The 25,791-nt window shown below is 40.1% G+C and carries 34 protein-coding genes and 1 pseudogene; 34 read left to right on the forward strand and 1 reads right to left on the reverse strand.

The window, feature by feature from the left end; translation table 11 throughout:
* The first annotated feature begins 20 nt into the window (after positions 1-20).
* The 31 genes and pseudogenes from rplX to MKY18_RS00940 all read left to right on the forward strand — a co-directional run bounded on the left by rplX (position 21) and on the right by MKY18_RS00940 (position 22,625).
* Positions 21-332 (forward strand): 50S ribosomal protein L24, encoded by a 312-nt coding sequence (gene rplX, locus MKY18_RS00790; RefSeq protein ID WP_003217151.1) that lies wholly within the window; start codon positions 21-23, stop codon positions 330-332.
* 25 nt (positions 333-357) lie between these two features.
* Positions 358-897, forward strand: a complete 540-nt coding sequence (rplE, locus tag MKY18_RS00795; RefSeq protein ID WP_003217159.1) for a 50S ribosomal protein L5 — start codon at positions 358-360, stop codon at positions 895-897.
* Positions 898-919: 22 nt separating this feature from the next.
* Positions 920-1,105: a 30S ribosomal protein S14 gene (rpsN, locus tag MKY18_RS00800; protein ID WP_008356542.1), complete on the forward strand. Its 186-nt coding sequence runs from the start codon at positions 920-922 to the stop codon at positions 1,103-1,105.
* Between the two features lie 31 nt (positions 1,106-1,136).
* The gene (gene rpsH / locus MKY18_RS00805; protein ID WP_113768751.1) at positions 1,137-1,535 is read left to right on the forward strand and encodes a 30S ribosomal protein S8; all 399 of its coding nucleotides are present in this window, start codon (positions 1,137-1,139) and stop codon (positions 1,533-1,535) included.
* Positions 1,536-1,566: 31 nt separating this feature from the next.
* Positions 1,567-2,103: a 50S ribosomal protein L6 gene (gene rplF / locus MKY18_RS00810; protein ID WP_003217186.1), complete on the forward strand. Its 537-nt coding sequence runs from the start codon at positions 1,567-1,569 to the stop codon at positions 2,101-2,103.
* A 32-nt stretch (positions 2,104-2,135) separates the two neighbouring features.
* Entirely contained in the window at positions 2,136-2,498 is a 363-nt protein-coding gene (gene rplR / locus MKY18_RS00815) for a 50S ribosomal protein L18 (protein ID WP_012008708.1), read from the forward strand.
* Positions 2,499-2,522: 24 nt separating this feature from the next.
* Positions 2,523-3,023, forward strand: a complete 501-nt coding sequence (gene rpsE, locus MKY18_RS00820) for a 30S ribosomal protein S5 (RefSeq protein ID WP_003217179.1) — start codon at positions 2,523-2,525, stop codon at positions 3,021-3,023.
* Positions 3,024-3,036: 13 nt separating this feature from the next.
* Complete coding sequence (gene rpmD, locus MKY18_RS00825) at positions 3,037-3,219, forward strand: 50S ribosomal protein L30 (RefSeq protein ID WP_003217067.1); 183 nt, start codon at positions 3,037-3,039, stop codon at positions 3,217-3,219.
* A 30-nt stretch (positions 3,220-3,249) separates the two neighbouring features.
* Positions 3,250-3,690 (forward strand): 50S ribosomal protein L15, encoded by a 441-nt coding sequence (gene rplO / locus MKY18_RS00830; RefSeq protein ID WP_003216888.1) that lies wholly within the window; start codon positions 3,250-3,252, stop codon positions 3,688-3,690.
* Position 3,691: 1 nt separating this feature from the next.
* Positions 3,692-4,984 (forward strand): preprotein translocase subunit SecY, encoded by a 1,293-nt coding sequence (secY, locus tag MKY18_RS00835; RefSeq protein WP_044139651.1) that lies wholly within the window; start codon positions 3,692-3,694, stop codon positions 4,982-4,984.
* Between the two features lie 55 nt (positions 4,985-5,039).
* Positions 5,040-5,693 carry an adenylate kinase gene (locus MKY18_RS00840; protein ID WP_012008711.1) on the forward strand — a complete coding sequence of 218 codons (654 nt, stop codon included), beginning with the start codon at positions 5,040-5,042 and terminating at the stop codon, positions 5,691-5,693.
* Positions 5,690-6,436, forward strand: coding sequence for a type I methionyl aminopeptidase (gene map, locus MKY18_RS00845; protein WP_003217210.1), 747 nt, complete (start codon positions 5,690-5,692; stop codon positions 6,434-6,436). The genes MKY18_RS00840 and map overlap by 4 nt, the downstream gene beginning before the upstream one ends.
* A gap of 27 nt (positions 6,437-6,463) precedes the next feature.
* Positions 6,464-6,771, forward strand: a pseudogene (locus MKY18_RS00850) (RNA-binding protein).
* Positions 6,749-6,967, forward strand: coding sequence for a translation initiation factor IF-1 (gene infA / locus MKY18_RS00855; protein ID WP_003217190.1), 219 nt, complete (start codon positions 6,749-6,751; stop codon positions 6,965-6,967). Before MKY18_RS00850 ends, infA begins: the two are co-directional and overlap by 23 nt.
* A 31-nt stretch (positions 6,968-6,998) precedes the next feature.
* Positions 6,999-7,112 carry a 50S ribosomal protein L36 gene (gene rpmJ, locus MKY18_RS00860; RefSeq protein WP_003156543.1) on the forward strand — a complete coding sequence of 38 codons (114 nt, stop codon included), beginning with the start codon at positions 6,999-7,001 and terminating at the stop codon, positions 7,110-7,112.
* Between the two features lie 21 nt (positions 7,113-7,133).
* Positions 7,134-7,499 (forward strand): 30S ribosomal protein S13, encoded by a 366-nt coding sequence (gene rpsM, locus MKY18_RS00865; protein WP_003217023.1) that lies wholly within the window; start codon positions 7,134-7,136, stop codon positions 7,497-7,499.
* A gap of 20 nt (positions 7,500-7,519) precedes the next feature.
* On the forward strand, positions 7,520-7,915 hold the full coding sequence (rpsK, locus tag MKY18_RS00870) for a 30S ribosomal protein S11 (RefSeq protein WP_003217231.1): 396 nt from the start codon (positions 7,520-7,522) through the stop codon (positions 7,913-7,915).
* A 175-nt stretch (positions 7,916-8,090) separates the two neighbouring features.
* Positions 8,091-9,035 (forward strand): DNA-directed RNA polymerase subunit alpha, encoded by a 945-nt coding sequence (locus MKY18_RS00875; RefSeq protein ID WP_003217009.1) that lies wholly within the window; start codon positions 8,091-8,093, stop codon positions 9,033-9,035.
* Positions 9,036-9,111: 76 nt separating this feature from the next.
* Positions 9,112-9,474, forward strand: a complete 363-nt coding sequence (gene rplQ, locus MKY18_RS00880) for a 50S ribosomal protein L17 (RefSeq protein WP_003216944.1) — start codon at positions 9,112-9,114, stop codon at positions 9,472-9,474.
* Positions 9,475-9,598: 124 nt separating this feature from the next.
* On the forward strand, positions 9,599-10,441 hold the full coding sequence (locus MKY18_RS00885) for an energy-coupling factor ABC transporter ATP-binding protein (RefSeq protein ID WP_044139649.1): 843 nt from the start codon (positions 9,599-9,601) through the stop codon (positions 10,439-10,441).
* The gene (locus tag MKY18_RS00890; RefSeq protein WP_065097637.1) at positions 10,417-11,286 is read left to right on the forward strand and encodes an energy-coupling factor ABC transporter ATP-binding protein; all 870 of its coding nucleotides are present in this window, start codon (positions 10,417-10,419) and stop codon (positions 11,284-11,286) included. Before MKY18_RS00885 ends, MKY18_RS00890 begins: the two co-directional genes overlap by 25 nt.
* Positions 11,283-12,080 carry an energy-coupling factor transporter transmembrane protein EcfT gene (locus tag MKY18_RS00895; protein WP_126741736.1) on the forward strand — a complete coding sequence of 266 codons (798 nt, stop codon included), beginning with the start codon at positions 11,283-11,285 and terminating at the stop codon, positions 12,078-12,080. The genes MKY18_RS00890 and MKY18_RS00895 overlap by 4 nt, the downstream gene beginning before the upstream one ends.
* A gap of 11 nt (positions 12,081-12,091) precedes the next feature.
* Complete coding sequence (truA, locus tag MKY18_RS00900; RefSeq protein WP_113768753.1) at positions 12,092-12,835, forward strand: tRNA pseudouridine(38-40) synthase TruA; 744 nt, start codon at positions 12,092-12,094, stop codon at positions 12,833-12,835.
* Positions 12,836-13,001: 166 nt separating this feature from the next.
* Positions 13,002-13,439 carry a 50S ribosomal protein L13 gene (gene rplM, locus MKY18_RS00905; protein WP_003217042.1) on the forward strand — a complete coding sequence of 146 codons (438 nt, stop codon included), beginning with the start codon at positions 13,002-13,004 and terminating at the stop codon, positions 13,437-13,439.
* A 20-nt stretch (positions 13,440-13,459) separates the two neighbouring features.
* Complete coding sequence (gene rpsI / locus MKY18_RS00910) at positions 13,460-13,852, forward strand: 30S ribosomal protein S9 (RefSeq protein WP_003217273.1); 393 nt, start codon at positions 13,460-13,462, stop codon at positions 13,850-13,852.
* Positions 13,853-14,317: 465 nt separating this feature from the next.
* Positions 14,318-15,244: a site-specific DNA-methyltransferase gene (locus MKY18_RS00915; protein WP_185108912.1), complete on the forward strand. Its 927-nt coding sequence runs from the start codon at positions 14,318-14,320 to the stop codon at positions 15,242-15,244.
* 997 nt (positions 15,245-16,241) lie between these two features.
* A complete protein-coding gene (locus MKY18_RS00920; protein ID WP_185108913.1) occupies positions 16,242-19,019 on the forward strand; it encodes an N-6 DNA methylase in 2,778 nt (925 codons plus the stop codon).
* Positions 19,020-19,583: 564 nt separating this feature from the next.
* Positions 19,584-20,099, forward strand: a complete 516-nt coding sequence (locus tag MKY18_RS00925) for a GNAT family protein (RefSeq protein WP_106067678.1) — start codon at positions 19,584-19,586, stop codon at positions 20,097-20,099.
* Between the two features lie 97 nt (positions 20,100-20,196).
* On the forward strand, positions 20,197-20,943 hold the full coding sequence (locus MKY18_RS00930) for an amidohydrolase family protein (RefSeq protein WP_106067679.1): 747 nt from the start codon (positions 20,197-20,199) through the stop codon (positions 20,941-20,943).
* A 20-nt stretch (positions 20,944-20,963) separates the two neighbouring features.
* Positions 20,964-21,434, forward strand: a complete 471-nt coding sequence (locus MKY18_RS00935; protein ID WP_185108914.1) for a GNAT family N-acetyltransferase — start codon at positions 20,964-20,966, stop codon at positions 21,432-21,434.
* Positions 21,435-21,545: 111 nt separating this feature from the next.
* Positions 21,546-22,625 (forward strand): class A beta-lactamase-related serine hydrolase, encoded by a 1,080-nt coding sequence (locus MKY18_RS00940; RefSeq protein WP_260406940.1) that lies wholly within the window; start codon positions 21,546-21,548, stop codon positions 22,623-22,625.
* 37 nt (positions 22,626-22,662) lie between these two features.
* On the opposite strand, the gene MKY18_RS00945 is transcribed toward MKY18_RS00940, so the two are convergent.
* A complete protein-coding gene (locus MKY18_RS00945) occupies positions 22,663-23,232 on the reverse strand; it encodes a DUF4825 domain-containing protein (RefSeq protein WP_185108915.1) in 570 nt (189 codons plus the stop codon).
* A 147-nt stretch (positions 23,233-23,379) separates the two neighbouring features.
* On the opposite strand from MKY18_RS00945, the gene MKY18_RS00950 reads away from it, so the two are divergent.
* The 3 genes from MKY18_RS00950 to MKY18_RS00960 all read left to right on the forward strand — a co-directional run bounded on the left by MKY18_RS00950 (position 23,380) and on the right by MKY18_RS00960 (position 25,757).
* A complete protein-coding gene (locus tag MKY18_RS00950; protein WP_185108916.1) occupies positions 23,380-23,823 on the forward strand; it encodes a YbaK family protein in 444 nt (147 codons plus the stop codon).
* Between the two features lie 58 nt (positions 23,824-23,881).
* The gene (gene cwlD / locus MKY18_RS00955; protein ID WP_065097629.1) at positions 23,882-24,595 is read left to right on the forward strand and encodes an N-acetylmuramoyl-L-alanine amidase CwlD; all 714 of its coding nucleotides are present in this window, start codon (positions 23,882-23,884) and stop codon (positions 24,593-24,595) included.
* Between the two features lie 103 nt (positions 24,596-24,698).
* Positions 24,699-25,757, forward strand: a complete 1,059-nt coding sequence (locus tag MKY18_RS00960) for an Mrp/NBP35 family ATP-binding protein (protein ID WP_065097628.1) — start codon at positions 24,699-24,701, stop codon at positions 25,755-25,757.
* The last annotated feature ends 34 nt before the right edge of the window (positions 25,758-25,791 follow it).

A 25,791-nucleotide genomic window follows, 5' to 3' on the forward strand; every position in this document is an offset into this window, starting at 1 on the left:
ACTCAAGGAGGTGCGATTAAATGCATGTTAAAAAGGGCGATAAAGTAGTGGTTATCTCTGGTAAAGATAAAGGTAAACAAGGAGTCATCCTTGCTGCTTTCCCTAAGAATGACCGTGTTTTAGTAGAAGGTATTAACCTTGTGAAAAAACACTCTAAACCAACCCAAGCTAACCCTCAGGGCGGAATTTCTGAACAAGAAGCGCCGATCCACGTATCAAACGTAATGCCGCTTGATCCTAAAACGGGTGAAGTGACACGTGTTGGGTATAAAGTTGAGGACGGAAAGAAAGTCCGTGTAGCGAAAAAATCTGGGCAAGTTCTAGATAAATAGTAAATAAGGAAGGGAGGTCTTTCTCATGAACCGCCTTAAAGAAAAGTATGTAAAAGAAATTACACCTGCATTAGTTTCTAAGTTTGAATACAAATCAGTAATGCAAGTGCCAAAAATCGAAAAAATCGTGATCAACATGGGTGTTGGTGACGCCGTTCAAAACGCTAAAGCAATCGATACTGCTGTTGAAGAATTAACGTTTATTGCTGGTCAAAAACCTGTCGTTACTCGTGCGAAGAAGTCTATTGCTGGATTCCGTCTACGTGAAGGAATGCCAATCGGTGCGAAAGTAACACTTCGCGGAGAGCGCATGTACGATTTCCTTGATAAACTTATTTCTGTTTCTTTACCACGTGTACGTGACTTCCGCGGGATTTCTAAGAAATCTTTCGACGGTCGTGGAAACTACACGCTTGGTATTAAAGAACAGTTAATCTTCCCAGAAATTGATTACGATAAAGTAACAAAAGTCCGCGGTATGGATATCGTTATCGTTACGACTGCCAATACGGACGAAGAAGCACGTGAGTTATTAACTCAAGTAGGTATGCCGTTCCAGAAATAATCAATGAAAGGGAGGCGAAATCGTGGCTAAAAAGTCTATGATTGCGAAACAACAACGCAAACAAAAGTTTAAAGTTCAAGAGTATACGCGCTGCGAACGTTGTGGACGTCCACATTCAGTAATTCGCAAGTTTAAACTTTGCCGTATTTGTTTCCGCGAACTTGCATATAAAGGACAAATTCCTGGCGTTAAAAAAGCCAGCTGGTAATCCCCATAAATGGGAAGGAGGTTATTAAATAATGGTTATGACAGATCCGATTGCAGATTTGCTGACTCGTATTCGCAATGCGAACATGGTACGTCATGAGAAGCTAGAAGTACCGGCTTCCAAAATCAAAAGAGAAATTGCTGAAATCTTAAAGCGTGAAGGTTTTATCCGTGACGTTGAATATATTGAAGACAGCAAACAAGGAATTATCCGTATGTTCCTTAAATATGGCCAAAACAACGAACGTGTTATCACTGGTCTAAAAAGAATCAGTAAACCTGGTTTACGTGTATATGCGAAATCAAATGAAGTACCACGTGTACTTAACGGACTTGGAATCGCAATTATTTCTACATCACAAGGTGTTTTATCGGACAAAGAAGCCCGTGCTAAACAAGCTGGTGGAGAAGTACTTGCTTACGTATGGTAAAAAAAGTTTAAGATGAATGGAGGTGCTTGGTATGTCTCGTATAGGTAAAAAACTAATCGAGATCCCTTCAGGAGTTACTGTGACAAACAACGATAACACAGTGACAGTAAAGGGACCAAAAGGTGAACTAACTCGTACATTTCACCCTGATATGGAAATTAAAATTGAGGACAGCGTCTTAACTGTAAGCCGTCCGTCTGATCATAAAGAACACCGTGCATTACATGGTACAACACGTAGCTTAATTGCAAACATGGTTGAAGGTGTATCTAAAGGTTTCGAAAGAGGTTTAGAACTTATCGGTGTCGGTTACCGTGCAGCTAAATCTGGAAACAAACTTGTTCTTAACGTTGGATACTCTCATCCAGTTGAAATCGTTCCTGAGGCTGGAGTTGAAGTCGAAGTTCCATCTCAAACGAAAGTAGTCATTAAAGGTATCGATAAAGAGCGTGTGGGAGCTCTAGCTTCTAACATCCGCGCTGTCCGTTCTCCAGAGCCTTACAAAGGTAAAGGAATTCGTTACGAAGGTGAATTCGTTCGCCGTAAAGAAGGAAAAACTGGTAAGTAAGATCGCTTAATGTGAAGAAAGGAGTGACTCGGATGATTACGAAAACTAGTAAAAACGCTACTCGTCTTAAAAGACACGCTCGTGTTCGTGCGAAACTTTCAGGTACTGCTGAAAGACCTCGCCTTAACGTTTTCCGTTCTAACAAGAACATCTACGCTCAAGTAATTGATGATGTTAACGGTGTAACACTTGTAAGTGCTTCTACTCTTGATAAAGATTTAAAGATCGAGAATAGTTCTGACGCTGCAGCTGCTACTAAAGTTGGCGAACTTGTTGCAAAACGTGCTGTTGAAAAAGGAATCTCTAACGTGGTATTTGACCGCGGAGGATACTTATATCATGGACGTGTAAAAGCTCTAGCTGAAGCTGCTCGTGAGGCTGGACTTAAATTTTAATAAAAGAAGGAGGGACACATCCGAATGAGTCGTATTGACCAAAGCAAATTAGAGTTAGAAGAACGCTTAGTTACGGTTAACCGCGTAGCGAAAGTTGTTAAAGGTGGACGTCGTTTCCGTTTTGCAGCTTTAGTTGTTGTCGGTGACAAAAACGGTCATGTAGGTTTCGGTACTGGTAAAGCACAAGAAGTACCAGAAGCGATCCGCAAAGCTGTTGAAGATGCGAAAAAGAATTTAATTGAAGTACCAATGGTTGGAACTACAATTCCACATGAAATCATCGGTCGATTCGGTGCAGGAAACGTTCTATTGAAGCCTGCTTCAGAAGGTACAGGAGTTATCGCTGGAGGCCCAGTGCGTGCGGTTCTTGAGCTTGCTGGTCTAGCTGATATCCTTTCTAAATCTCTAGGTTCTAATACACCGATCAACATGATCCGCGCAACACTTCAGGGTTTAAGTGAACTTAAACGTGCTGAAGACGTTGCGAAGCTTCGTGGAAAATCTGTAGAAGACCTGTTAGGATAAGGAGGGAACATTAATGGCAAATAAATTAGAAATTACCCTCAAACGCAGTGTAATCGGTCGCCCAGAAGATCAGCGTGTCACTGTTCGTACTCTTGGTCTTAAGAAAACAAACCAAACAGTCGTACATGAAGACAATGCAGCGATCCGCGGCATGATTAACAAGGTGTCTCATTTAGTTTCTGTTAAAGAACAATAAAACATTTTTAATCGATAAGGAGGTGCCCAAATGAAACTTCATGAATTGAAGCCTTCAGAAGGTTCACGTAAAGTACGCAACCGTGTTGGTCGTGGTATTGGATCAGGTAACGGTAAAACTTCTGGTAAAGGTCATAAAGGTCAAAACGCTCGTTCTGGCGGCGGTGTACGCCCTGGTTTCGAAGGTGGTCAGATGCCTTTATTCCAACGTCTTCCAAAACGTGGTTTTACAAACATCAACCGTAAAGATTACGCGGTAATCAACTTAGACAGATTAAACAGTTTTGACGAAGGAACGGAAGTAACTCCTGAACTTCTTCTAGAGACTGGTGCAATAAGCAAGTTAAAAGCAGGAGTAAAAATTCTTGGCAACGGTAAATTAGAAAAAAAATTAACTGTAAAAGCCAATAAATTCTCTGCTTCTGCTAAAGAAGCGATTGAAGCTGCTGGCGGTACAGCCGAGGTGATCTAACTTGTTTAAGACAATCTCCAATTTTATGCGCGTGAAAGATATACGGAATAAGATTATATTCACTCTTTTAATGTTAATCGTCTTTCGTATAGGTGCTTTCATCCCTGTGCCTAATGTGAACGCCGAAGTTCTCCAGGCACAGGATCAAATGAGTGTTTTCGGGATCCTCAACACGTTTGGGGGCGGGGCACTTTTCCAATTCTCCATTCTTGCAATGGGGATTATGCCGTATATCACTGCTTCGATCATCATTCAGCTCTTGCAGATGGATGTTGTTCCGAAGTTCACTGAGTGGTCAAAGCAAGGAGAGGTTGGCCGCCGAAAATTAGCACAATTCACAAGGTATTTTACAATTGTTCTAGGTTTTATCCAGGCGTTAGGAATGTCATATGGATTCAACAATATGGCAGGAGGCATGCTGATTGAAAACCCAGGTGTTTCAACGTACCTCTTAATTGCGGTCGTACTCACTGCGGGAACAGCATTTTTAATGTGGCTGGGAGAGCAGATTACTGCTCACGGTGTTGGTAACGGTATTTCGATTATTATCTTTGCCGGTATCATCGCAGGTATCCCTCAAACATTAAAACAAGTGTACGCTCAGCAATTTGTAGGTGGAGATGGACAGCTGTTCATGCAAATCCTGAAAATTGCCCTTATTGTCATTGCTATTCTTGTCATTGTTGTCGGTGTTATTTACATTCAAATGGCAGTGAGAAAGATTGCGATTCAATATTCAAAAGGAACTGGCCGTGCACAAATGTCTGCTAGTCAAGCAACGCACCTTCCATTGAAAGTGAATCCAGCAGGGGTGATTCCAGTCATCTTTGCCGTTTCATTCATTATTACTCCGCAGACGGTCGCATCGTTCTTCGGAACCAATAATGTGACAACTTGGATAACCAACAACTTTGACTATACTAAGCCAATCGGTATGACGATTTATGTAGCACTGATTGTTGCTTTCACATATTTTTATGCCTTTGTCCAAGTGAATCCTGAACAAATGGCTGAAAATCTGCAAAAGCAGGGTGGCTATATCCCGGGAGTTCGTCCAGGGAAAATGACTCAAGATAGAATTACGAGCATTTTGTACCGACTCACGTTCGTGGGCGCCATTTTCTTAGCCGTGATTTCAATACTTCCTATCTTTTTCATTCAATTCGCTGGATTACCTTCCGCTGCACAAATTGGTGGCACAAGTCTTCTCATTGTTGTAGGTGTTGCACTTGAAACAATGAAACAGCTTGAAAGCCAATTAGTGAAACGAAACTACCGTGGATTTATGAAATAAAACAGAGGGCTGGGCTCCTGCCCAACCTCTCTAAGTAAGGAAGGGGAAATCCGAAATGAACTTAGTCTTAATGGGGCTTCCGGGTGCTGGTAAAGGCACTCAGGCAGAACGAATTGTTGATGATTATGGGATCCCTCATATCTCAACAGGAGATATGTTCCGCGCTGCTATGAAAGAGGAGACACAACTTGGGCTCGAAGCAAAATCCTTTATCGATAAAGGAGAGCTTGTTCCTGATGAGGTCACAATCGGTATTGTTAGAGAAAGACTTGGCAAAAATGATTGTGAACAAGGTTTTCTTCTGGACGGATTTCCGCGAACAGTCGCTCAGGCTGAAGCTTTAGAAGACATTCTAAAGGACCTTGGCAGAACGATTGATTATGTCATTAATATTAAAGTCGATAAAGATGCTTTGATGGAGCGTCTGACTGGCCGAAGAATTTGCAAAAATTGCGGAGCAACCTATCATTTAGTATTCAATCCACCTGCGAAAGAAAATGTTTGCGATAAGTGTGGAGGCGAGCTTTATCAACGTGCAGATGATAATGCAGAAACCGTTTCGACTAGACTTGAAGTAAACTTAAAGCAGACTGAACCTTTACTGAACTTCTATTCAGAAAAAGGATATCTTGCAAACATTGATGGTGCAAAACACATTAACGATGTATATGCAGATATCAAGGACCTGCTTGGGGGATTAAATAAATGATTATCTGTAAAACTCCTCGCGAGCTTGAGATTATGAGAGAAGCTGGACGCATTGTCGCACTGACTCATGAAGAGCTGAAGAAACATATAAAACCAGGTATTTCGACAAAAGAATTGGATCAAATTGCCGAACGTTTTATTACAAAGCAGGGTGCAATCCCATCTTTTAAAGGGTATAATGGTTTTCGCGGGAGCATTTGCGTTTCGGTGAATGAAGAACTCGTTCACGGTATTCCTGGTAAACGGGTTTTACGTGATGGTGACATCATTAGTATCGATATTGGCGCAAAGTTAAATGGCTATCATGGTGACTCTGCTTGGACTTATCCAGTTGGGGTAATCAGTGATGAAGACCGCAAACTACTGGAAGTCACAGAGGAATCTCTATATAAAGGCTTACAGGAAGCAAAGCCAGGCGAACGTCTGTCGAACATTTCCCATGCCATACAAACGTATGTAGAAAACGAGAATTTCTCAGTTGTTAGAGAATATGTTGGACATGGGGTCGGACAGGATCTTCATGAGGACCCTCAAATTCCTCATTATGGTCCGCCCAACAAAGGCCCGCGGCTAAAACCTGGAATGGTGTTGGCCATCGAACCGATGGTGAACGCAGGCAGCCGATATGTGAAAACATTGGCTGATAACTGGACGGTTGTAACGGTTGATGGGAAAAAGTGTGCTCACTTTGAGCATACGATTGCGATTACAGATACAGGTTTTGATATACTGACTAAGATTTAGGTCTTCACTGAAGCCTTTCAGGCCCAAATCGGGCAGGTTGTCTGTATAGTCCAAAGGAAAGAACAAGATCAGTATACAGGTGTCATCGGCATGTTCGGTGTTGACCATGTACTAATCGCAGACGGAGAAAAGCGTAAATTTCATTCTCCTAAGAAAAAATATCAATCATATAACCTTTTATGGTTGCGTATCTCCGGAAGTTCAGAACAGTATATTCAAAACAGGTCGGGTGATAGATGGACAATTGAGATGAACTCATTTGGACATTTGTCAGAGAGCAAGTTACTGATTTGAAGAAGGGAGAACACTTGAATGGCGAAAGACGATGTAATTGAAGTGGAAGGTACTGTAGCAGAAACTTTGCCAAATGCAATGTTCAAAGTTGAACTAGAGAATGGTCATACAGTTTTGGCTCATGTATCAGGAAAAATCCGTATGCACTTCATTCGCATTTTACCTGGAGACAAAGTTACGGTAGAATTATCTCCATATGACTTAACTCGTGGTAGAATTACGTACCGTTACAAATAAAGCAACTCCGGAAGAAGGAGGTTGGAAACACATGAAAGTGAGACCATCTGTTAAACCTATCTGTGAAAAATGTAAAGTTATTCGCAGAAAAGGAAAAGTAATGGTGATCTGTGAAAACCCAAAACATAAACAAAAACAAGGCTAATAACAAGGAGGTGCCCAAATCATGGCTCGTATTGCTGGTGTAGATATTCCACGTGATAAACGTGTTGTCATTTCTTTAACATATGTTTTTGGAATTGGTCGTACGACTGCGCAACAAGTCCTTAAAGAAGCAGGTGTTTCTGAAGACACTCGCGTTCGCGATCTAACTGAAGACGAACTTGGTAAAATCCGTGATATCATTGACAAACTTAAAGTAGAAGGTGACCTTCGTCGTGAAGTTTCACTTAACATTAAGCGTCTAATTGAAATCGGAAGCTACCGCGGAATCCGTCATCGTAGAGGACTTCCTGTTCGTGGACAAAACACAAAAAACAACGCGCGTACTCGTAAAGGTCCGCGTCGTACTGTAGCTAACAAGAAAAAATAAGTAAAGGAGGTAGTTAAAGAATGGCTGCTGCTCGTAAACAAAATACGCGTAAACGTCGCGTGAAAAAGAATATTGAAGCTGGAATCGCTCATATTCGTTCCACTTTCAACAACACGATTGTAACAATTACTGATGTTCATGGAAACGCAATTTCTTGGTCAAGTGCTGGTGCATTAGGATTCAGAGGTTCTCGTAAATCTACTCCTTTCGCTGCACAAATGGCTGCTGAAACTGCTGCTAAAGGTTCTATCGAACATGGTCTTAAAACACTTGAAGTAACTGTTAAAGGTCCTGGTTCTGGTCGTGAAGCTGCAATTCGTGCACTTCAAGCTGCAGGTCTTGAAGTTACTGCAATCAGAGACGTAACTCCAGTTCCTCATAACGGATGCCGTCCACCAAAACGTCGCCGCGTGTAATTTGTTTGTATAGATTTTGTGTCCCTGTCAATAATGGGTTATGATACAGTTATTTATGAGACGAATACACGACTCGTTGCCTGAGCACATACGGGACTAAACAATGAGGAATTTCGGATGGAATCTCATATGATTCTATTCGAGGTTTCGACGTTTTGAAGGAGGGTTTTATTAGATGATCGAAATTGAAAAACCAAAAATCGAAACGGTTGAAATCAGCGACGATGCCAAGTATGGCAAGTTTGTCGTAGAGCCACTTGAGCGTGGATATGGTACCACTTTAGGGAACTCCCTTCGTCGTATCCTTTTATCCTCACTTCCTGGTGCAGCTGTAACATCGATCCAGATAGATGGTGTCTTACACGAATTCTCAACGATCGAAGGCGTGGTTGAAGATGTTACAACGATTATCTTAAACATTAAAAAGCTTGCACTCAAAATCTACTCTGAAGAAGAGAAGACGCTTGAAATTGATGTACAAGATGAAGGTACTGTAACAGCTGCTGATATTACACACGACAGCGATATTGAAATCTTAAATCCAGATCTCCACATCGCAACTCTTGGCAAGAATGCGAGCTTCCGTGTTCGCTTAACTGCACAAAGAGGTCGCGGGTATAATCCTGCTGATGCAAACAAAAGAGACGATCAGCCAATCGGTGTGATTCCGATCGACTCAATCTATACACCTGTATCTCGTGTGACTTATCAAGTGGAGAACACCCGTGTTGGGCAAATCACAAACTATGATAAATTAACACTAGATGTATGGACTGATGGAAGCACAGGACCGAAAGAAGCGATCGCTCTAGGTTCTAAGATTTTAACTGAACACCTGAATATTTTCGTTGGGTTAACTGACGAAGCTCAGCATGCTGAAATCATGGTTGAGAAAGAAGAAGACCAAAAAGAAAAAGTGCTTGAAATGACAATTGAAGAGCTTGATCTTTCTGTTCGTTCTTACAACTGTTTGAAGCGTGCGGGTATTAACACTGTTCAAGAGCTTGCTAACAAGACAGAAGAGGATATGATGAAAGTGCGTAACCTTGGACGTAAATCTCTTGAAGAAGTAAAAGCGAAACTAGAAGAACTTGGACTGGGTCTTCGTAAAGACGATTGACTAGTTTCATTGTGAACTAGGATTTTCGTGTGTTTTTTATTCATACAGCATTCTCTAACTAAGGAGGGGACATCACATGGCATACAGAAAGCTAGGACGCACTAGTGCACAACGTAAAGCAATGCTTCGTGACCTAACGACTGATTTGATCATCAACGAACGCATCGAAACAACTGAAACACGTGCGAAAGAACTTCGCTCTGTAGTTGAAAAAATGATCACTCTTGGCAAACGCGGAGATCTTCATGCTCGCCGTCAAGCTGCAGCTTACATTCGTAATGAAGTAGCTAACGCTGAAACAAACCAAGATGCACTTCAAAAATTATTCGCTGACGTTGCAACTCGCTACGAAGATCGCCAAGGTGGATACACTCGTATCATGAAGCTTGGACCTCGTCGCGGCGATGGCGCACCAATGGCTGTCATTGAATTAGTTTAATCACATAGCGTGTATCTAAGAAAGGGCGGGACAGTTCATAACTGGATCTATGCCCTTTTTTAGATACTACGGCTTTTTAACAATAAGCAAAGAAGAGGTTGAGCTGAGAGGAGGTCCGGTAGAGATGGGGAAGACATTAATTGACGTAAAGGACATTGTATTTCGTTATCACAAGGATGCGGACAAGCCCGCTTTAGATCAAGTGTCATTGCATGTGAATCAAAATGAATGGCTCGCCATTGTTGGTCATAACGGTTCAGGTAAATCCACACTTGCCCGTGTACTGAATGGGCTCATTTTACCGGATGCTGGAACGGTCAAGGTTGGAGAGATTGAACTGAAAGAAGAGAGTGTCTGGGATATTCGCAAAAAGGTCGGAATGGTCTTTCAAAACCCAGATAACCAATTCGTTGGCTCAACGGTTCGTGATGATGTGGCTTTTGGTTTAGAAAATAACGGGGTTGAGCGGGAATTGATGATAGAACGTGTAGATTGGGCTGTCAAACAGGTCAATATGCAGGAGTTTCTTGATCAAGAGCCGCACCATCTATCAGGCGGGCAAAAGCAGAGAGTCGCCATTGCAGGTGTACTTGCCGCAAGCCCTGACATCATGATCTTGGATGAAGCAACATCGATGCTTGATCCGATTGGCCGTGAAGAAGTGTTAGAGACTGTTAGACTATTGAAGGAACAAGGGACGGTCACAGTCATTTCCATCACACATGATTTAGACGAGGCCGCCAAGGCAGACCGGGTCATTGTCATGAATGACGGGAAAAAATTTGCCGAGGGAACCCCAGAGGAAGTATTTGAACTAGACGAACAGCTAGTTCAAATTGGACTTGATCTGCCATTCTCCTATCGGTTGAGCAAACAATTGAAGCAGCAAGGTGTACCGCTTGCAAATGCCCATTTGACACAAGAAGGATTGGTGAAAGAGCTATGGACATTACGATCAAAGAATTAGAGCATCGTTATCAAATGAAAACGCCGTTTGAGCGTCTCGCTTTGTATGATGTCAATGCTTCCATCCAAGAGGGCAGCTATGTCGCTGTCATTGGTCATACGGGCTCTGGCAAGTCCACGTTGTTGCAGCATTTAAATGGCTTGCTCAAACCAACGAAGGGGAGCATTGCGCTTGGAGATACCGTCTTACAAGCCAATAAAAAGCAGAAGGATTTAAAGTCCCTCCGGAAAAAAGTAGGCATCGTGTTTCAGTTTCCTGAGCATCAGCTCTTTGAAGAAACGATCCTTAAGGATATCTGCTTTGGTCCGATGAATTTCGGTGTTCCTCAGGAAAAGGCAGAAGCAAAGGCGAAGGAAATGCTGAAGCTAGTTGGTCTTCCTGAATCCCTATTATCTCGATCTCCCTTTGAACTAAGCGGTGGTCAAATGAGACGTGTGGCGATTGCAGGTGTTCTAGCGATGGAGCCAGAAGTGCTTGTGCTGGATGAGCCGACTGCAGGGTTAGATCCACGCGGACGAAAGGAAATCATGGACATGTTCTATGAGCTTCATCAAAAGGCAAACCTCACCACGATTCTGGTTACACACAGTATGGAGGACGCCGCTCATTATGCGGATCAAATGATTGTGATGCATAAAGGAACGGTGAAGGCGACAGGTACGCCGAGAGAATTGTTTGCCAATCGTACAGATATGTCTTCGTTTGGTCTTGACCTCCCAGAAACGATTAAATTCCAGCAGACTGTAGAAGAAAAGCTGGGCATTACGTTTCCAAGACCGCTTCTGACCATGGATGAAATGGCAGAAGCTTTAACAGCTCTTTATCAGGAGGACACGACATTATGATGGATAGTATGATTATCGGCAAATATGTGCCAGGTTCATCCTTTGTCCATCGTCTTGATCCAAGGACAAAGCTGTTATCAATTTTCTTTTTTGTCTTTATTGTCTTTTTTGCTAATAATTACACCACTTACGGGCTTTTAGGTGTCTTTACCCTTCTTGTGGTGATGGTTTCTCAGGTGCCGCTATACTTTATTCTCAAAGGAATGAAGCCGATCCTGTGGATTGTTCTGTTTACCTTCATTCTGCATATTTTTATGACAAAGGATGGCGCCTTGCTATTTCACTTTGGTTTTTTAAATATTTATGAAGAAGGTCTAAAGCAGGGGATTTTCATTTCTCTCCGTTTTGTCTATCTCATCATGATGACGACACTTCTGACGTTAACCACAACGCCTATAGAAGTGACAGACGGTATGGAAAAGCTGCTTCACCCATTTCGTAAAATCAAACTGCCCGTTCATGAGCTTGCTCTCATGATGTCCATCTCTCTTCGGTTTATTCCAACCTTACTAGAAGAGACAGACAAAATCATGAAGGCGCAAATGGCAAGAGGTGTTGATTTTACAAGCGGACCTCTTAAAGATCGCATGAAAGCCATCGTTCCTTTACTTGTCCCGCTTTTCGTCAGTGCGTTTAAGCGTGCAGAGGAACTGGCGACCGCTATGGAAGCGAGAGGCTACCGCGGAGGAGAAGGGCGGACGAAATACCGTCAGCTTGTCTGGGGCATGAAAGACACGTTCACACTGCTCCTGTTCATCCTGTTAACAGCACTCCTTGTGCTTCTGAGAAATTAGGTGATTCCTAGATGAAGGTCAAATGTACCGTATCCTATGATGGGACACATTTTAAAGGCTATCAGGTGCAGCCTGGGCAGAGGACAGTTCAGACGGAGATCGAGTCGGCTCTTGCAAGAATGCACAAACAGGATGAACTGATTCCGATTGTAGCTTCTGGCCGGACGGACAGCGGCGTCCACGCGAAGGGGCAGGTCATCCATTTCGACACGCCGCTTTCGATTCCGATGGAAAGATGGCCTTTTGCCCTCAATAGTCTCCTGCCGGATGACATCCGGGTTCTAAAGGCTGAGGAAGTGGATGAGTCGTTTCATGCACGTTTTAGTGTCGTTTCGAAGGAGTACCGTTATAAGGTCTCAACGGAAACGCACCAAAATGTGTTCACGAGACAGTATGCCTGCCACTTTCCTTACCGGCTAGATGCAGACAAAATGAGAGAAGCTGCTGGACACCTCATTGGCACACACGACTTCACAAGCTTTTGTGCGGCCAATACAGAGGTTCAGGACAAGGTGAGGGATATTTACACCCTCGAGTGGAAAAACGTCTCAGACGGGCTTGAAATGCGTGTGAAAGGAAATGGCTTTTTATACAACATGGTGCGAATTATCGCTGGAACGTTACTTGAAATCGGATCTGGTAAATTTCACCCTGATGAGATAAAAGCCATGCTTGCCGCCCGAAATCGCGAAGCGGCAGGCAAGACTGCGCCTAGTCACGGACTGTATTTATGGGAAGTTTTCTATGACAACTAAACCAGGTGTAACATGTTCTTGACACAGGAAGCAGAAAGTTATAAGATATCATATGGTATGTATTTCAACCCCACAAATAAGCCCCGGAAGACTTATCTTGTGTTTTGAAATAGAACGTAGCATTTGATTCAAGGAAAAATTATTGATTTATTTAGGAGGGAAACTCATGCGTACAACACCAATGGCGAACGCAAGCACAATTGAGCGCAAATGGCTAGTTGTTGATGCGGCAGGCAAGACTCTAGGTCGTCTTTCTACTGAAGTAGCATCACTTTTGCGCGGTAAGCACAAACCAACTTATACACCACACGTTGATACAGGTGATCACGTCATCATCATCAATGCTGAGAAAATCGAATTAACAGGTAAGAAATTGACGGACAAAATTTACTACCGTCACACTATGCACCCAGGTGGTTTGAAACAAAGAACTGCTCTTGAGATGCGTACAAACTACCCTGAAAAAATGTTGGAGCTTGCTATCAAAGGTATGCTTCCAAAGGGTCCATTAGGCCGTCAAATGTTCAAAAAATTAAATGTGTACCGTGGTTCTGAGCATCCACATCAAGCACAACAACCTGAAGTTTACGAACTTCGCGGTTAATTATAAGGGAGGTTAACAATTTGGCACAGGTTCAATATTACGGTACAGGTCGTCGTAAAAGTTCTGTAGCGCGCGTTCGCTTAGTTCCAGGTGAAGGCCGTATCGTCGTTAATAATCGTGAAATTACTGAATACATTCCATTCGCTGCTTTAATCGAAGACGTGAAACAGCCTTTGAACATCACAGAAACAGCTAACAGCTACGATGTTCTTGTAACTGTTCACGGTGGTGGATTCTCTGGTCAAGCTGGAGCAATTCGTCACGGTATCTCTCGTGCTCTTCTAGAAGTAGATCCTGAGTACCGTACATCACTTAAACGTGCTGGACTTCTTACTCGTGACCCTCGTATGAAAGAGCGTAAGAAATACGGTCTTAAAGGCGCGCGTAGAGCACCTCAGTTCTCGAAGCGTTAATATCATTATTATATCAACATTTAAACCCCCTTCTCGAGAAAATCGGTAGGGGGTTTTTATTAGTGTGAATTAGACTGACTATTCCTTGACTACCCTTCATTCAAAAATCAAGAAAATCTTTGACTGTTTCTGTTGTCCTTTTTTAAGATATTGGTACACATTCAGTATTAATTTATATCTAAATTTTTAAAATGAAAAGCATAGCCTAAATATATTGAGACTTTTTGTAAGGGGTTTTTTTATGGTTTGCTTTTTTGGGATATCTTGGTCTGTGAATAATTTGGTAGTATCAGACGAACAGGCATGATAATTATGTAGATTTTAAAAATTGAGAAGGAAAACTGTGGCAAGTATGATGTGATGGAACCTATATAAATTGAAGCTTCGACATTTCTCGGCATAAAAGTGTATAATTATCAAAGAAAGATCTTTATTAATTAATTGTACCAAAGGAGTAGGTTCATAATGGATGAACAGTTAGCAAGTTTATTAAATAATGTGTACCAAGCAGATTGTTTAGAAAAAATGAAGGAAATACCCTCTAAGTCTATTGATATGATTTTATGTGATTTACCCTATGGAACTACTCAAAACAAATGGGATGCCATAATTCCATTGGAATTACTATGGAAAGAATATAATCGAATTATTAAAGATAATGGAGCGGTCATCCTAACTTGCAATGGAATGTTTACGGCTACGCTGATGCTAAGCAACCCTAGAAATTTCAAATACAAACTAATATGGGAGAAGTCAAAAGCTACAAATTTCTTAAATGCTAAAAAGCAACCTTTACGTAAATATGAGGAAATATGTGTTTTTTACAAAAAACAACCTACTTATAATCCACAAATGACCAAAGGGGAACCCTATAGTAAGGGCATTAGAAAGAATCAACTCACAGGTAGCTATGGTGAATTTCAACCGGCTCTAGTTGAAAGCAATGGAGAGCGGTATCCGAATGATGTAATTTATTTTAAAACTGCTGAATCTGAAGGAGAAGTTTATCATCCAACACAAAAACCAGTAGAATTAGGTAGATATTTAATCAGAACTTACACTAATCCTGGTGATATAGTACTCGATAATACATGTGGAAGCGGGTCGTTTTTAGTAGCTGCTACTTTGGAAGGGCGAAACTTCATTGGGATTGAAAAAAATGATAAATCAATAAGGTTTAAAAATGACTATGTTGACTATATTGATATATCTAAGAAAAGGATTATAAAAGCAGCTAATAGCTTGTCTAAAGATCTCCTTAAACATTTCCAATTTGTAAATTTATTCGAGAGATTAGACAGGTTTGAAGTATCCTCTAGTTCAGCAAACAAAATAACAAGCGGTTTAGACAATATTCAAGATAAAGCAAAACAATTAATTATAAATATCTGATATCAGTTTCTATATTCAAGAGCAGATCAATTAACCAACAGATGAAATAAACTGTGTTGACTCCAACTCGCTTAAAGGAACTTTCCTTTTTTCTCTAGATATTAAAGGGGAAGCCCAGTCTTTACCTTTTGTAATTACGTCTGTTTTATTAACCAATAGATAATCGTTGTGGTAGGTTGAAATAATAGATGGTACTTTTAAGTTATCTTCAAGCCAGTGCAATCTGTTGTATTCCTACAGTCTTTAATTTTATAGCATTTTTCAAAGATATGAGATTCTATTGTGCTTTTTTAAAGAATGTTTTTTCGATTAATAATAAGGGTTGTACAGGTGTGCATCCCTTACTATACTATTAGTATCTTCAAGCCATGAGGGATCACTTTCTTAGCTAATGGACTCTTTAGAGTCGATGGAGGTTATATAATTACCTCCGTTCCATTTCTCATAAATCCCACGAATGAACTTGAATCTGTTGCAGTAGTTCCTTATATTGCTTAGTTAGTGATGTCTCTTTAATTCCAATTCCATAACCCCTTTAGACCTTTTATGAAACATAAATCCCATTCACTTAAACTTTTATCGTCAGATATCTTGTATTTTACCCTTAAACCAACGTTATGAAAGAAATCAATTACAGTTTTGAAGAGTAAAAGGTCATCAACTGTCTTTAACCCCTTTTTCAATTCATTTAAAAGGTGAGAATTAACCCCGTTGTTTAAAATCTTTTTAATCCAAATTTCTTTAAAAAGAATACACTCTTTCCAATCTATAAAGAAATCAAAGTCACTTGAAGGAAGATCTCATCTTTATTCTATTGTTACAAAAAGTTATCTAATTTCTGGGTTCTTTACTGTTTAGCAAGTGAAAGATGGTTTGTATATAAAGTGAAAATTGGCATATTTAGATTAATATTACCATAAATTCTTAAATTCCGATTGTTCATTAAAAAACTTAATGTATAATATTTATGAAGTTATTGGAAGTGGAGTGAGATTAAATGGTTAGATTAGTACAAAATGAACGAAGCTGGGCGATTGATCTAATAGGTCATATTAATAGAGTAGTTGAAGCTAAAACTCTTCAAATTAAAAAGGCAGGTGGAGAAACAACAATAAATAATAGAAAGAGTACTACAGAGACTAAGAGAGAAATTATGTTTCCAGATGTGCTACTGTACGAGGATTCATTGAAGTCCAAAATAATTCAAGGTTGGGAAGTTAAATTACCTGATGTTCCTGTTACTGATGAGGAATATATTAAGGATGCACAATACAAAGCAGATGTTTTAGGGTTAAATAGTACTGTACTATGGAACTTTAATAGTGTAGTACTTTATGTTAAAAACAAAAATAATCAATGGGAACTTTATCATCAATGGAATGAATTAAGTCATATTAGGACCCGTGAGGGTGTGGAAATATACCAAGAAGATTGGTTGAATTTATTGGAAGATGTCTTAGTTCAACTTAATGAGTATTTTACTAACGACACTATTCAAACTACAAAAATTGAAATGATGTTGACTGAATCATTAATGGCGAAAATACTCAATCACAATAAAAGTTCAGTCTCTGAACGGATAAAAGAAGCCTCGGCTGCAGATAGAGTAATAGACATTCACTTAAATAATTGGTGGAAAGAAGCTGAAATTGAATATAAAAAAGATGAGTCTTCAATGTACTCTGCTTATTCTAAATTGATTATTTCCAACTGGCTTATTAAAATCACTTTTGCACATCTAATAAAATCACATCACAATCCAGCTAAAAAGGTTGAGAAAATAAACATTGATTTAGATGTTAAGGATGCAATTAAGATTTTTAAAGAGATCACAAGCGAATGTGACTTTTATACAATTTTCTACCCACTCGAATATAGTGAAGTGATTCCATTAAGTTTTTGGAGAGATTTAACGGACTATAATGCTTTTTTATCTGACCAAGGGTTTAACAATTTGAATCATGAGGTTTTACAAACTTTACTTGAAAAGGGAATTAAAAGCATCCGTAGAGAGATTATTGGTCAATTCACAACGCCGGTTTTGTTAGCAGATTTGTTAGTTAAATCAACAATTCGGGAAGTAAGAGCTGATGTTATAGATCCTTGTTGCGGTAGTGGCACTATTGCTAAATCTGCTATGAATCTGAAGAAGGCTTATCTTGATGAACGGGATGCGCACAGCACAGTTTGGGCTTCAGATAAATACCAGTATCCTTTGCAATTGGCTAACCTAGCTTTAACAGAGTTTTCATCTATACATATAGCGAATAAGGTATTTCATTCTAATGTTTTTGATATATTTCCTGAAGGTAAGGTATTAATAACATCACCACTTTCAGGCGAGATAGAAGAGTATACAATACCCAAATTTAAAACAGTTGTCTCTAACTTACCGTTTGTACCTTTTGAGATAATTTCTGAAGATGAAAAAGCTAATTTGCTGTCATTGTATTCAGGTGTTCAAACTTCCTTAGGTATAGAACTAAGCAAAAGGTCGGATCTATATACTTATATTACAGTACATTTGTGGAATTTAATGGATGTTGAAGGGCGTGTGGGCTTAATTCTTTCAAATTCCTGGCTAGGCACAATAAGTGGTAGAGAATTTTATGAGGTTTTAAGAAAACTTTATCAGGTTGAATATATACTAATCAGTGGTAATAAGCGCTGGTTTAAAAATGCTGATGTAGTTACAACTATGTTAGTTCTAACAAAAAAGCAACAAATAAGTGATGTGTCCGGCGAAACCAGATTTGGAATCTTACAGTGTCCGTTAGACGAATTAAGTGAGAAAGCCCTATCTGATGAAATAGCAAATCACATTCTTGCTAAGACAAATATAGCACAAGCTATATTGACAACCACAGAGTACTCGGAAGAACAAATAATTGAATTGTTGAATTTTAGAATATCAATTAACGCATTATTTCACGACATTAATTGGCTTATTAGTATTCGGGATTACCTAATTCCTTTAACCAATGAATTCAAAATAATACGTGGAATGCGTCGTGGTTGGGATCCTATGTTTTATCCTGAAAAGGGCCACAAGATAGAGCCCGAATATATTCAACCAGTATTGAAAAGTTCTCGTAGTGTGACGGGACTTACTGCATTTACAGATAGTGATGCTTTTTGTTGTTCTGATTCAGTTGAAACAATCCAAGCGAAGAATAATTATGGAGCATATAATTGGATTAATAAATTTAAAAACCAACTCAATAAAGTTGGCCAACCATTGGTAGAGAGTCTACAAAAATCTGCTGGGAAAGATGAATTTTGGTATGAGATGAATACAAAATCCCAGGCAGAAATTGTTACAACTATGAATCCAGACAAAAGATTATTTTATTCAAAGTTAGATAATAAAGGATTTATAAACCAAAGGTTAATAGGGCTGTTAAGAAAATCTAATAACAGTGACCTCGAATTAAATCATGCACTTTTAAATTCCTTGATTGGAGTCTTTTTTATTGAAGCTGTTGGATTTGGTAGGGGATTAGGTGCTTTAGATTTGAATTCAAGTAGTTTAGCGAAGACTTCAATGTTAAATCCAACGTTATTGTCGGAAGAAAATAAAACAAAAATTATCATTGCTTTTGAAGCATTAAAGTCTCGTAGCCTTTTACCTTTCTTAAAGGAAATTCAACAAGAAGATAGGGTTATATTTGAAAAAACAGTACTTGAAAGTTACGGGTTATTGAATTTATTCGAGCCAATTAAGAACTCGATAGTATCCATGCAGACAACAAGGTTAGCTGCTTTAACTGTCTAATATTCTGTCTTTGGTTATTATTAACTCGATGTGAAATATACAAAGAAGAGTATAAGAAGAAACTGCTTTCACTTTTCATGATAGACCAGGCAATGCCTGATGATTGGGAGGTATCAAAATGTAATCACAAGGCTGAACCAGCTATTACAATAGATAACGCTTCTGGATAACTTGGCATTTGGACTCCTCCAATCGTCATAATAAAAGGTTTTGTCTCAGGTTTGTGGCAACTTTTAATATTATGACCCCATTTTATGAAAAATTTGTACACTGTAGCTGTGCCCGACATTGCATTTCAACCATACAATTTTCCGACCTTTAATTGGTACATCATAAGGGGAGATATCTTTATTCTTTTTGTAATCTCACTCATGCAACAGGTGAGAAAATTCTTGTGCAAATGATTTAATCATAAGTTGCGCCTCCATTTAGTAAAAACGAGCTACAAGGATTTCCTTGCAGCTCGTTGTGCTTTTTATGTGATAATCATGACTGGTCTCTTCCTCTTGAATACGTATAAAATGAGTATAGAAGTTTTCTGTTAAAAAAGATGGAGGTTGTCCTATGAATCTAACGACAGAAAGATGTCTCATTCGACCATTTACGGATGATGATTGGCAGGATGTCTATGCATATACATCTGATCCGGTAGTGATGAAGTATATTCCGGAAGATGTATTTTCTAAAGAAGATGCGAAGGAATTTGTCAAAAATAATCGTCATGAAGATGCTAAGTATGTCGCTGTTGTATTAAAAGAAGATCATACATGCATCGGGCATATCGCATTTCATCCTTACTTTGGTGATCACACGTATGAAATTGGCTGGGTCTTCAATCCTGCATATCAAAACAAAGGCTATGCTTCTGAAGCGGCGTATGCTGTACTGCATCATGGCTTTCACACAATGAATTTACATCGGATCATTGCCACTTGTCAGCCTGAAAATGTGCCATCGTGGAGAGTGATGGAGAAAATGGGGATGAGAAAAGAGGGTTATTTTAAAAAGTGTATACCACAGGAAAGTGAGTGGTGGGATGAGTTTTATTATGCCATCTTGCGAGAGGAATGGAAAACTTGATAAGTTTTCATGATATGAAGTAATTCGTCATTCCAAATATCCCTTGGCTTTCGCTATTGATATAATCAGATCAAATAAGCAGAAGAGGGGCGCGCGCATGAGGATCTTTGATGCACATTTTCATATCATTGATTTTAATTTTCCCATCCAGGAAAACCAAGGGTATACACCGCCTAGTTATGTGGTGGATGATTATAAGAGAGAGACGGCTGATCTAGGGATTTTAGGTGGAGCAATCGTCTCAGGGTCATTTCAAGGCTTTGATCAAGGCTATTTGTTGAAAGCGCTAGATGAACTGGGCTCAGCTTTTTGCGGTGTGACTCAATTACCTTTTACAGTAACTGATGATGAAATTGTTCATTTGGATCAACATGGAGTGAAAGCTTTACGTTTTAATGTGAAGCGGGGCGGTTCGGAGGATATTTCGAAGCTCGATTATTTTGCGAGAAGGGTGTATGAGCTGGCGGGATGGCATAGTGAGCTCTACATAGACGCTAAGCATCTCCCTGACATCTCATCTACGCTTGAACAGCTGCCGGCCGTTTCGATTGATCATTTAGGCTTATCGGAAGAAGGCTTGCCGCATTTGCTCAAGCTGGTTGATAAAGGAGTTCGGGTAAAAGCAACTGGTTTTGGACGAGTCGATTTAAACGTTGAACATGCATTGACATCAATTTATCAAACGAATCCTGATGCACTGATGTTTGGTACAGACCTTCCATCCACAAGAGCAAAGCGCCCATTTGAATACGGTGATGTTGAGTTGATTCAACAGCTATTTGAGGAAAAAGCAGCTGACCACATCTTATATAAGAACGCACATCAATGGTATTTTGGTCAATAATTTCATAGGAGGTGTGTTCAATGGGGTTAAGTCAACTGACGTTCAGAGAAGCCAAGCTGGATGATCTCGATAAAATCGTCTTTATGCTCGCGGATGATATGTTAGGTCAAAAAAGAGAGCGTTACACGCAACCATTGTTAGAAAGCTATATCGAAGTCTTTCATTCAACAGATGCTGATCCAAATATTGAACTCATTGTTGCGTGTGATCAGGAAGAAGCTGTAGGTGTTCTCCAATTAACCATGACGCCATTTCTTACACATCAAGGAGGATGGAGAGCTTCAATAGAAGGAGTTCGTACGGCCTCGACTCATAGAGGAAAAGGAATTGGCACGATGTTGATAAAAAGGGCTATTCAACACGCAAGCGACCGAGGCTGTCATATGGTTCAGCTAACAACAGACAAACAGAGGCCGGATGCACGCCGTTTTTATGAAAAATTAGGGTTTGAAGCCACGCATGAAGGAATGAAGCTGCATCTCTCCCCATGAATAAGAACACCAAGAAGCGAAGGGTTCATTTGCCTTTGCTTTTTTGTGACTTTATTTGAAATATTTGTTATATTAAATATATAAATCCTTAGTTATTTGGAAAGGAGAAACATGTTACTCGAAATCGGTCTAGTTGTCTTAGGTGTGGTCATACTTTACTTGGTGGTTGATGTCCTGTTGTATAAAAGAGATATGAAGAAAACGAAGGAAGATCTTTTGACATTTGTCACGAAAAACAAAAAGGACGTATCAGCGACAATTATTGAAAATGAAGATGTGGTATTAGATTGGAATGGTAATCAAAAAACACCACTTGCAAGTACGGTGAAATTAATGGTTTTGTTTCATTTTGTTAAAACCGTCTCTAGCGGTGACATCAAGCTAGATGAAAAAGTGGCATTGGCGGACATAGAGCGGTTTTATATTGATAGAACAGATGGCGGTGCTCACACATACTGGCTGGAGGTCAACGATTTTTCTGAGCATGCAACTTTATTAGATGTTGCCAAAGGGATGATGCAAGTCAGTTCGAATGCTTGTACTGATTATTTGATTGACCGGCTCGGCTTAGATAAGATCAATGATCGGATGAAACAAGCGGGTCTTACAGAACATGATGAACTCATGCCGCTGACACCCAAGCTGTTGTGGCCAGCCTATGTATCTAATCATCGGCGGGATGCATTAAAGAAAATGAGCGGTGTAACTGATGAGCAATACAAATCTCTGATGATTGAGATTTTTAATATCATGAAAAATAACCCAGAGCAAAAAAAGGCGTTAGAAGAAAAAATGATGAAAAAGAACTTATTAAGCTTGCGTATTCAATCATTACTGACGCAAAAGATAACAAAGTCTACAACGAATCAATATGCACATTTTATGAAACGTCTGCAGGATGAGTTGTTAACAACAGAAGAAAAGCGTCTTTTTAGCCAAATTGTACTGGGGGAAACATTGAAGACGGAAACAGATCAATACCTTTGGTATAAAGGCGGAGCAACATTGTTTGTTTTCACAGGTGCTTTATATCGAAGAACAGATACATCCTCTATATCCATCTCTCTTTTTATCAATGATCCGAAAGCGAACAATTCTCACTGGATTGAGGGAGTATTCAATGAATTTATGCTTACTGCAGCAGTGGATCAAAACTTTAGACAACGTTTAATTAAGGCTTTTACTACATAATCATCAAAAAAACAGAGGGAGATACCCCTCTGTTTTATTATTTCTGCATTGGAAACACTTTGTATACATCTTGGCGTTTCTCTTTTGACTTCACAACTCCATCAACCAGTTCCTTCTGCCAAAGCGCTACATCGTCTTGGTACTCTTTAAATGAGTGAGGAAGCTTTTTTTCTAGCTCTTGTCTTTTAAACGTGACGGATTGTTTGTCGTTAGAGTTCATCTTGAGTGTCACTTGCTCAGCATTATCGATAAGAATAAAAAGTGCCAATGCGTTATATAAGTAGTTTTTTTCAATGGTATCCTTCTTGTCAAACCAAAATGTATCAAATTGTTCTTCTGTATCATTGGCATTTTCTTTCACGCCATATGTCACTTTTAGCTCTTTTTCATCTACGATTTCATACTCACGAATCACGTTACCTGGAAGATCTGATAAAATAGCGCCGATTGCTCCGTTGTCTCCAATGTAAGAATTTTTGTGCCTGGAAAGCTGTTTTAAGGATATGTCTTCTATTCCTTTTATGTCGCTCTTCTGCTTGGTCGCTTGACTGCTGCATCCAGATAAGACGACTGTTAGTAGCAGCAGGATATACATCCATTTCTTCATTGATTTTGCCCCTTTTCCAATCTTTCTATATATAAATGTTCATCTTATCACAATTTTCCAATCCATTAGCTCATTGATTTCCATTTACTGAACTGCATGTTTTGTTCAAACCAACGAACAATACAAAGAAAAAAAGGAGTTCAGTCCATGGCAGAAGTTCTTTCATTTTATCAATTGAAAACAAAACGAGATGTCACGCTTGAAAAGAAGCTGTTGCGTACATTGTCTCTTCAGCAGGTGACGGTTGCTTCCGAGAAATTCACGAAGAAGCTGTTCCCATTTGCAGACGATCCAGCTGGGATTATGAGTGATGGCTGCATCGATTTCGCCATTGAAGCTTTTTTAGCAGGTGGGAGATACGGTGAGTCGAGCAAGTACGCTGAATCGTTCGATGATATAAAGAAGCGGTCAGTTCATGAAGAAGATGAGCTAGTTGAGGAGCTAGCAGGGTGTTTGCAATCGTGGGGGAATATGTTCCGAATGGAGCGGGAGATGTCGTGTCTGTCTCCATTTGCGAAGGAGTTTTTAAGCATGTGGTGGCAGGAAGGCTTTCGAGAATCAGAAAAAAGGCATAAGCTTCGGCTGCACTAAGCATATTTCCAGCCCTTGTCCCATATCTATAAAATAATGGTGTATGGGAGGGACAGGGATGAAAAGAAAGCTGAAATGGACAGGGTTTTTAATCGGGTTTATTGTCCTCTTATTCTTATTCAGGTTTCAATTTCTAAATGATGATTCGTGGAAATCGTGGAACTTGCCTCTGAGCGGCAAGATCATCTATTTAGATCCGGGTCATGGCGGTCCAGATGGCGGGGCTGTAGGAGGAGAGCTGCTTGAAAAAGAGATTGCACTGGATGTATCCATGAAGATACGTGACTATTTACAGGAGCAGGGAGCACTTGTTCTTATGACCCGCGAGGATGATTCTGATTTATCATCAAAGAACACAAAGGGATATGCCCGGAAGAAAGCAGAGGATTTAAGAAACCGTGTAAAAGCCATCAATGAGTCTGAAGCCGATCTCTATTTAAGTATTCATTTAAATGCGATCCCATCGAACAAATGGAGCGGCGCACAGACGTTTTTTTACGGAAGGTATGAAGAAAATGAAAAGGCAGCGAAGTTCATACAAGATGAATTACGCAATAATCTTGAAAACACAGATCGAAAGGCAAAGCGGATCAATGGCATTTATTTAATGCAAAATGTGACAAAACCAGGAGCTCTTGTGGAGATTGGGTTTCTCTCCAATCCGAAAGAGGCCGGTCAGCTGGCAACACCTAAATATCAAGATCAAATAGCCGCATCCATTTATAAAGGCATTTTAAGATATTTAACAGAGCAAAAAGAGCCGCCTGAATAAGGGGCTTTTTCCTTTTGAACGCAGGCAAACAGGACAGACATTGTAAGGATATGTATGATATACTTGGATTGTAAACGAATTCAATAAAGGGTGAGGTTCTGCTATGATCGGACAAGATGATGTGAGAAAACTAGTTGGGAAGATGGACGAACCTTTCCTTCATATACCGCTTGGTGAGCTGGATGCCATCAAGGAAATCAGCCTAAAGCCTGAAAAAGAACATGTGAGCTTAAAGGTGGCTATTGCCAAAACGGGCACTGCTGAGCAGATGAAGCTTCAGCAAGACATCGTAAAAGCCTTGAAAGCAGAGGGTGCTAACACAGTAGGTCTTCGTTTTGAAGAACTACCTCAAGAAACACTTGAAAGGTTTATGCCGTCACAAGATGAGGAAGAAAATTTGCTCAACTCTAAAAATCCGCCTGAGTTCTTAGCGATTGCGAGCGGAAAGGGAGGCGTTGGGAAATCTACCGTGTCTGTGAACCTTGCTGTAGCACTGGCTCGTCTAGGAAAAAAAGTCGGACTGATTGATGCAGATATTTATGGCTTTAGTGTACCGGATATGATGGGAATCACCGTCAGACCAACGGTTAAAGGGGAAAAAATCATACCTGTGGAACGCTTTGGTGTCAAAGTGATTTCAATGGGCTTTTTTGTTGAAGAAAATGCACCGGTCATATGGAGAGGACCGATGCTTGGTAAAATGCTAAATAACTTCTTCCACGAAGTCGAGTGGGGAGAATTAGATTACTTACTATTAGACCTTCCGCCTGGAACGGGAGATGTGGCGCTTGATATTCATACAATGCTTCCAAGCTGTAAAGAAATCATTGTCACAACACCGCATCCTACAGCTGCCTTCGTTGCTGCTAGAGCAGGCGCAATGGCACTGCAAACAGATCACGAGGTGCTAGGGGTCGTTGAGAATATGAGCTATTATGAAAGCAAAAAAACAGGTGAGAAAGAATATGTCTTTGGAAAAGGGGGCGGGGACAAGCTGGCAGAAGAGCTGCGAGTATCGGTCCTTGGTCAAATTCCTTTAAGGCAGCCTGATTGGAATGAAGATGATTTTGCTCCATCTGTCTATGATGCGAGTCATCCAACGGGAGAAGTGTATCAATACATTGCGAATAAAGTCATTGAACAATTAGCAGTAAAAGCATAATGAAAGCCCGAGTGGATGTATGTTCACTCGGGTG

It is taken from the genome of Bacillus sp. FSL R7-0672 (assembly GCF_038601465.1).
Classification (GTDB): domain Bacteria; phylum Bacillota; class Bacilli; order Bacillales; family Bacillaceae; genus Bacillus; species Bacillus pumilus.